Origin of the sequence: Pseudomonas sp. P7779, assembly GCF_013386315.1 — a bacterium.
Classification (GTDB): Bacteria; Pseudomonadota; Gammaproteobacteria; order Pseudomonadales; family Pseudomonadaceae; genus Aquipseudomonas.
Map to the genome: position 1 here is coordinate 43,892 of NZ_JACARZ010000118.1, position 7,318 is coordinate 51,209.

The window sequence follows — 7,318 nt, forward strand, 5'->3', positions numbered from 1 at the left end:
ACGACCCTTGCGTGCATTAACTGAAAAAGGCCATAGACCATGAACGACCAACACTGGGGACCTACCATCAGTGGCGATATCGTTGTCATCGGTGGCGGCTCGGCAGGCATCGGCCTGCTGGCCAGCCTGCTAAAGCGCGACCCGCACCTGAACATCATCCTGATCGAACCCAGCGACCACCACTACTACCAGCCGGCCTGGACCCTGGTGGGCGGCGGCGCCTATGACGTCAAAAAGACCGTGCGCCCCATGGCCGACGTGCTGCCCAACGGCGTCACCTGGATCCAGGCCGCGGTCAGCGAATTACTGCCCGACGAGCACACCCTGGTGCTCGACAGCGCCCAGCGCGTCAGCTGGAAAAACCTCATCGTGTGCCCAGGCCTGCGCCTGGCCTGGGAAAAGATCGAAGGCCTGCAAGAGACCCTCGGCCAGCATGGCGTAACGTCCAATTACAGCTATGAACACGCCGCCTACACCTGGCAACTGGTGCAGCAACTCAAGCATGGCAAGGCGATCTTTACCCAACCGGCCATGCCGATCAAATGTGCCGGCGCTCCGCAAAAAGCCATGTACCTGTCGTGCGATCACTGGCTCCGCCAGGGTGACCTGAAAAACATCAAGGTCGAATTCAACCTGGCCGGCGCTGCCTTGTTCGGCGTGCCGACCTTCGTGCCGCCGCTGATGAAGTACGTTGAAAAGTACTCGGCGCAGCTGGCATTCAACTCCAACCTGGTCAAGGTCGACGGCCCCGCGCGCAAGGCCTGGTTCGAAATCAAGGACGCCGAAGGCAATGTGCGCGTCGAAGAGAAAACCTTCGACCTGCTGCACGTCGTCCCGCCACAGGTCTCGCCGGACTTCATTCGCCACAGCCCCCTGGCCGATGCCGCCGGCTGGTGCGAAGTGAATCCCCAGAGCCTGCAACACCTGCGCTACCCGCACATCTTCGGCCTGGGCGATGTGTGTTCCACCACCAACGCCAAGACCGCCGCGGCGGTGCGCAAGCAAATCGTGGTGGTGGCGGAAAACCTGCTGGCCCTGCGCAAACAGGCACCGTTGCCCCTCAAGTACGACGGCTATGGCTCCTGCCCGCTGACCGTGGAGAAGGGCAAGGTGGTACTGGCCGAGTTCGGCTATGGCGGCAAGCTGCTGCCGACGTTCCCCCTCGACCCGACTGTGGCGCGGCGTTCGGCGTGGTTCCTCAAGGCGAGTTTCCTGCCGTGGTTCTACTGGAACGGCATGCTCAAGGGCCGCGAGTGGCTGACCCGTCTGGCCAAGGTGGATTGAGGCAACCCTATGCTGCTGGCAAGTTTTCTGGGCGTGTTGATGGGGTTGGTCATGGGCCTGACCGGCGCCGGGGGCGGCATTCTTGGTGTCCCGGCCCTGGTATTGGGGCTGGGGTTGACCATGACCCAGGCCGCGCCCGTGTCGTTGTTCGCGGTGGGCGCGGCCGCTGCCGTGGGGGCTGTCGACGGTTTGCGCCATGGCCTGGTGCGCTACCGTGCGGCGCTGCTGATTGCGCTGCTCGGCGCGCTGTTTTCGCCGCTGGGGGTGTTCTTCGCCCACCAGATGTCGGAGAAAGTCCTGATGGGCCTGTTCAGTGCGCTGATGGTGCTGGTGGCCTGGCGCATGCTGCAACGGGAGAAGCTTGAGGCCGGGCCGAGCGACCACGGCACCGCGTCGTGGGGCCAGAAGAACTGCATGCTCGACCAGCAGACCGGGCGCTTTTCCTGGACCGCCAAATGCACCGCCACCCTGGCAGCACTCGGCGCAGTGACCGGTGCGGTCTCGGGGTTGCTCGGCGTGGGCGGCGGCTTCCTGATCGTACCGGCGTTCAAGCAACTGACCGATGTGCAGATGCGCGGCATCGTCGCCACCTCGCTGATGGTGATCAGCCTGATCTCGTTGATCGGCGTGATCGGCGCGTTTCATGCCGGGGTCAGTATCGAGCCGATGGGCTGGGTGTTTATCGGTTCGAGCATTGTCGGCATGTTGGCGGGGCGGCGCCTGTGCTCGGTGATCAAGGCGCGCACCTTGCAGGTGGGTTTTGCCACCCTGTGTGTGCTGGTGGCGGCGGGCATGCTGTTTCGGGCCCTCATGCAGGTGCCTTGAAATGCGGTCAGCATCCCGCCCCTACGGGTATCAGCGCCGCAGGTAGGCACCGAAGTCGATGTCCCCGGCGCTGAGAATCGCCTGCACCCGATTGTGCACGTTCAACTTGCGCAGGATTGCCGAGACATGGGCCTTCACCGTGGTCTCGGCAATCTCCAGGCTATAGGCGATCTGCTTGTTCGAGTCACCCTTGGTCATCCGCTCCAGCACCAGCAATTGCTTGCGGGTCAGGGCCTGCAGCAGCTCCGGCGCAAGCCCCAGGCAATCATTCATGCGCCGTTGCCCGCCGATTTTCTGGCTGCGAATAATCTCCGGCGGCAAATACACATTGCCGTTGAGAATCTGTTGGATTGCCTCGGTCATCTGCAGCCTGGGCGAGGACTTGGTGATAAACCCCACCGCGCCATAGGTGATGGCTTGCAGCACGACCTGCTTGTCCTGCTCGGCAGACACGATCACCACCGGAATCGTCGGCGACTCGTTGCGCAGGTTGATCAGGCCATTGAGGCCGTGCATGCCCGGCATGTTCAGGTCCAGCAGGATCAGATCCAGGTCGTCGTGCTCCTGGCTCATGGCCAGGGCGCTGTCCAGGTCGCCGGTTTCCATCACTTCGCTGCCCGGGAACCCGTCGCTGATGACGTTGTGGATCGCCTCGCGGAACAGTGGGTGATCGTCGGCTATCAGAATTTTGTACATGGACGTTCGCCTTATTATTTTTGCTTATTCAAGCAGGTCCGATCCATAGGGTCATGCGCCCATTACATGCCAGTCTCGATGCCTTGGGAATGCGACGATAGAGAGGGGAATCAGTACCAAAGTAGTAGATCGTGCCGTACGTCGCGGTTTCAGCGCCACCCATTGGTCTGATTGCATTCAGTGTCGGATGGGTTAGTGTGGAGCGCATCTTCCAGAATAATAAAAACAGGCTTACCAATGAGCCCGAACCTGAGTCTCCTGCGTAAATTCGTTTCCCCTGAAATCATCTTTGGCGCCGGCTGCCGGCACAACGTAGGCAACTACGCCAAGACCTTTGGCGCGCGCAAGGTGTTGGTGGTGAGTGATCCCGGCGTGGTTGCTGTCGGCTGGGTGGCCGATGTCGAGGCCAGCCTGCAAGCGATCGGCATCGACTACTGCCTGTACACCGCCGTTTCGCCCAACCCCCGGGTTGAAGAGGTGATGCTCGGCGCCGAGGTCTACCGTGAAAACCATTGCGACGTGATCGTCGCCGTCGGTGGCGGCAGCCCGATGGACTGCGGCAAGGCCATCGGCATCGTGGTCGCCCATGGCTGCAGCATCCTCGACTTCGAAGGTGTCGACACCATCCGCGTGCCGAGCCCGCCGCTGATCCTGATCCCGACTACCGCGGGCTCCTCGGCGGATGTCTCGCAGTTCGTGATCATTTCCAACCAGCAGGAGCGCATGAAGTTCTCCATCGTCAGCAAGGCGGTGGTGCCCGATGTTTCACTGATCGACCCGGAAACCACGGCGAGCATGGACCCGTTTCTCTCGGCCTGTACCGGCATCGATGCGCTGGTGCATGCCATCGAGGCCTTCGTGTCCACCGGCCACGGCCCGCTGACCGATCCCCACGCGCTGGAAGCCATGCGCCTGATCAATGGCAACCTGGTGCAGATGATCGCCAACCCCGGCGACATCGCCCTGCGGGAGAAAATCATGCTGGGCAGCATGCAGGCCGGGCTGGCGTTTTCCAACGCGATCCTCGGCGCGGTGCATGCCATGTCCCACAGCCTTGGCGGCTTTCTCGACCTGCCCCATGGCCTGTGCAACGCGGTGCTGGTGGAACATGTGGTGGCGTTCAACTACAGCGCGGCACCGGAGCGTTTCAAGGTGATTGCCGAGACCTTCGGCATTGATTGCCGGGGCCTCAACCACCGGCAAATCTGCGGCCGGCTGGTGGACCATTTGATCGCGTTGAAGCATGCGATCGGCTTCCATGAAACCCTCGGCCTGCATGGGATTCGAGTGGCGGACATTCCCTTTCTGTCGCAGCACGCCATGCACGACCCGTGCATCCTTACCAACCCGCGTGAGTCCAGCCAGCGTGACGTCGAGGTCGTCTATGGCGAAGCTCTCTGACGATCAGCAACGGGCACTCGCGGGGCTCCTGGGGCTGGGCAACCACTCGGCGCGCAAGAGTCATTACCCCGAACTGACCGCGCGCCTCGACGAGCTGGAAGCCGAGCGCAATCGCTACATCCGCCTCAACGACGAATTGGAACAGCGGGTCGCGGCGCGTACCGACGAGTTGCTGGAAGCCAACCGCAACCTGCAACAGCAAATCGCCCAGCGCGAGAAGATCGAGCAGGACCTGCGCGATGCCCGGGATGCCGCCCAGGCCGCCAACCGCAGCAAGGACAAATACCTTGCCGCCGCCAGTCATGACCTGCTGCAACCCCTCAACGCCGCACGCTTGCTGATTTCCACCCTGCGCGAGCGCAACTTGCCCAGCGTCGAACACGTGTTGGTGGAGCGCACCCATCAGGCCCTGGAAGGCGCCGAGGATTTGCTCACCGACTTGCTGGACATTTCCCGACTCGATCAAGCGGCGGTCAAGCCGGACATCGCCCTGTACCGTCTCGACGAACTGTTCGCACCGCTGGTCTCGGAATTCCAGTCGGTGGCCGCGGCGTCCGGGCTGAACCTGCGGGCGCGTACAGGCCATTACGCAATCAACACCGACCTGCGGCTGGTGACGCGGATCCTGCGCAATTTCCTCAGCAACGCCTGCCGCTACACGAGCGCGGGCTCCATCCTGCTGGGCGCCCGCCGCCGGGGTGAGCGGTTGCGCCTGGAGGTTTGGGACACCGGGCGCGGAATTGCGGCGGACCGCCTGGACGCCATCTTCCTGGAGTTCAATCAACTGGACGTGGGCCGCGCCGCCGACCGCAAGGGCGTGGGACTGGGGTTGGCGATTGTCGAGCGTATCGCCGAGGTCCTCGGTTATCCGGTGGCGGTGCGTTCGTGGCCGGGGCGCGGTTCGATGTTCAGCATCGAAGTCCCCATCAGCGAGGACATGCCGCTGCCTATCAGTGTGGTGGCCGCGCAACCGAGCACCGGCAACCCGTTGCCGGGGAGGCGGCTGCTGGTGCTGGACAACGAAGTCGGCATCCTCGACAGCATGAGCGCGCTGCTTGGGCAGTGGGGCTGCGAGGTGGTCACTGCGACCGATCAAGCCGGCGCACTGGTTGCGTTGCAGGGCCGGGCACCGGAGCTGATTCTCGCGGACTATCACCTGGACCATGGCGTGGTGGGCTGTGAGGTCGTGCACCAGTTGCGCGAGCATTTTGGCTGCAGGATTCCGGCAGTGATTATCACCGCCGACCGCACCGACCAATGCCGCCGTGCATTGCAGCGCCTGGACGTGCCATTGCTGAACAAGCCGGTCAAGCCCGGCAAGTTGCGGGCGGTGTTGACCCAGTTATTGGCCTAGCCACTTGATACCCGTCAACACCGGGCGTGACGCTTTGCCTCATGCTGTGGGCCAGATTTCACGGCCGACGGAGAACCCCATGAGTGCCCCCGCAACAACAGCTGCTTCATTCAAGTTGCCCCTGGGCCTGGTGGTCGGCGTACTGGTGATGGTCGGCGTGCTGCTGTTGCCGCTGCCGGCCGACTTGCCGGTGGCCGGGCACCGGATGCTGGCGATCCTCGCGTTTGCGGTGGTGGTATGGATCACCGAAGCGGTCTCCTACGAGGCCAGCGCGATCATGATCACCTCGTTGATGGCGTTTTTGCTCGGCACTGCGCCGTCGCTGCAAGACCCGACGCACCTGATCGGTTCCAGCCCGGCGATCAGCATGGCGTTGACGGGGTTTTCCAACCCGGCGCTGGCGCTGGTGGCCGGCGCGTTGTTTATCGCCGCAGCCATGACCCATACCGGGCTGGACCGGCGCATCGCGTTGGTCACCCTGACCCGCGTGGGTACCAGCACCCGGGGCATTCTCGTCGGGGCAGTCGCCGTGACCATCCTCTTGAGCCTGGTGGTGCCCAGCGCCACGGCCCGCAGTGCGTGTGTGGTGCCGATCATGATGGGGGTGATTGCCGCGTTTGGCGTGGACAAGCGTTCGAATATTGCGGCCGGGATCATGATCGTCGTGGCCCAGGGTACGAGCATCTGGAACGTCGGTATCCAGACGGCGGCGGCGCAGAACCTGCTGACGGTTGGCTTTATGGACAAGATGCTGGGGCAGCGGGTGTCGTGGATCGACTGGTTGATCGCCGGGGCGCCGTGGGCGCTGATCATGTCGGCGGTGTTGTTGTTTTTGGTGTTGAAGCTGCTGCCGCCGGAGAGTGACAGCATTCCCGGAGGCAAGGAGGCGGTGGCGCAATCGCTGGTGGACATCGGGCCGATGACGGGGCCGCAGAAGCGCTTGCTGACGGTGTCGGTGTTGCTGTTGTTGGCCTGGGCCACGGAAGGGCGGTTGCACAGCTTTGATACGACCTCGACGACGTATGCCGGGCTGGTGTTCTTGCTGATGCCGGGGATTGGGGTGATGACCTGGAAGGATGTGCAGTCGCGGATTCCGTGGGGCACGGTGATTGTGTTTGGGGTTGGCATCAGCCTGGGTACGGCGTTGCTGACCACCCAGGCGGGGCAGTGGCTGGGGTCGCAGGTGGTGGCGCATACCGGGTTGGACCAGGTGGGGCCGCTGGGGGTGTTTGCGATTCTGGGGGTGTTTTTGATCGTGATTCATTTGGGGTTTGCCAGTGCCACGGCGTTGACCTCGGCGTTGTTGCCGATTTTGATTGCGGTGTTGCAGACGTTGCCCGGGGAGTTCAGTCGGCTGGGGATGACGATGCTCCTGGGGTTTGTAATGAGCTACGGGTTTATCCTGCCCATCAATGCGCCGCAGAATATGGTGTGTTTGGGGACCGGCACGTTTACGGCGCGGCAGTTTGCCAAGGTCGGGATTTTGGTGACGTTGATTGGGTATGGGTTGATGTTGGTGTTTGCGGCTACGTATTGGAGTTGGTTGGGGTGGATTTGAGGTGGGGGGCATATCCGTTATTTCGGTAACGGCCGCTTATGGTTCCGCTCTTACAGCGGCCCGCTTCGCACTGCCTGCGTTCGGCCTCGGGCTCATTGGGGCAGTCAGATCAAGGTCAAAAGCAAAAGCACAGCGGCCTACCGGCCGGCTTGAGTGTTAAAAACAGAGGCAAGATCCAGGGCGAAAGCAGAGCTGCTTTT

General features: G+C 62.7%; 6 protein-coding genes. 5 read left to right on the forward strand and 1 reads right to left on the reverse strand.

Annotated features, from left to right (window positions below):
* Positions 1-39: 39 nt before the first annotated feature.
* Positions 40-1,284, forward strand: coding sequence for an FAD/NAD(P)-binding oxidoreductase (locus HX869_RS27875; protein WP_178903974.1), 1,245 nt, complete (start codon positions 40-42; stop codon positions 1,282-1,284).
* A 9-nt stretch (positions 1,285-1,293) separates the two neighbouring features.
* Positions 1,294-2,109 (forward strand): sulfite exporter TauE/SafE family protein, encoded by an 816-nt coding sequence (locus tag HX869_RS27880; protein ID WP_102369555.1) that lies wholly within the window; start codon positions 1,294-1,296, stop codon positions 2,107-2,109.
* Between the two features lie 30 nt (positions 2,110-2,139).
* Here HX869_RS27880 and HX869_RS27885 read toward each other — a convergent pair whose 3' ends face one another.
* Positions 2,140-2,805 carry a response regulator transcription factor gene (locus tag HX869_RS27885; protein WP_178903975.1) on the reverse strand — a complete coding sequence of 222 codons (666 nt, stop codon included), beginning with the start codon at positions 2,803-2,805 and terminating at the stop codon, positions 2,140-2,142.
* Positions 2,806-3,042: 237 nt separating this feature from the next.
* On the opposite strand from HX869_RS27885, the gene ercA reads away from it, so the two are divergent.
* The 3 genes from ercA (at position 3,043) to HX869_RS27900 (ending at position 7,118) form a co-directional block, all read left to right on the forward strand.
* Complete coding sequence (gene ercA / locus HX869_RS27890) at positions 3,043-4,206, forward strand: alcohol dehydrogenase-like regulatory protein ErcA (RefSeq protein ID WP_003207798.1); 1,164 nt, start codon at positions 3,043-3,045, stop codon at positions 4,204-4,206.
* On the forward strand, positions 4,190-5,560 hold the full coding sequence (locus HX869_RS27895) for a hybrid sensor histidine kinase/response regulator (protein WP_003207799.1): 1,371 nt from the start codon (positions 4,190-4,192) through the stop codon (positions 5,558-5,560). Before ercA ends, HX869_RS27895 begins: the two co-directional genes overlap by 17 nt.
* Positions 5,561-5,639: 79 nt before the next feature.
* Positions 5,640-7,118, forward strand: coding sequence for a DASS family sodium-coupled anion symporter (locus tag HX869_RS27900; protein WP_008434472.1), 1,479 nt, complete (start codon positions 5,640-5,642; stop codon positions 7,116-7,118).
* Positions 7,119-7,318: the final 200 nt, after the last annotated feature.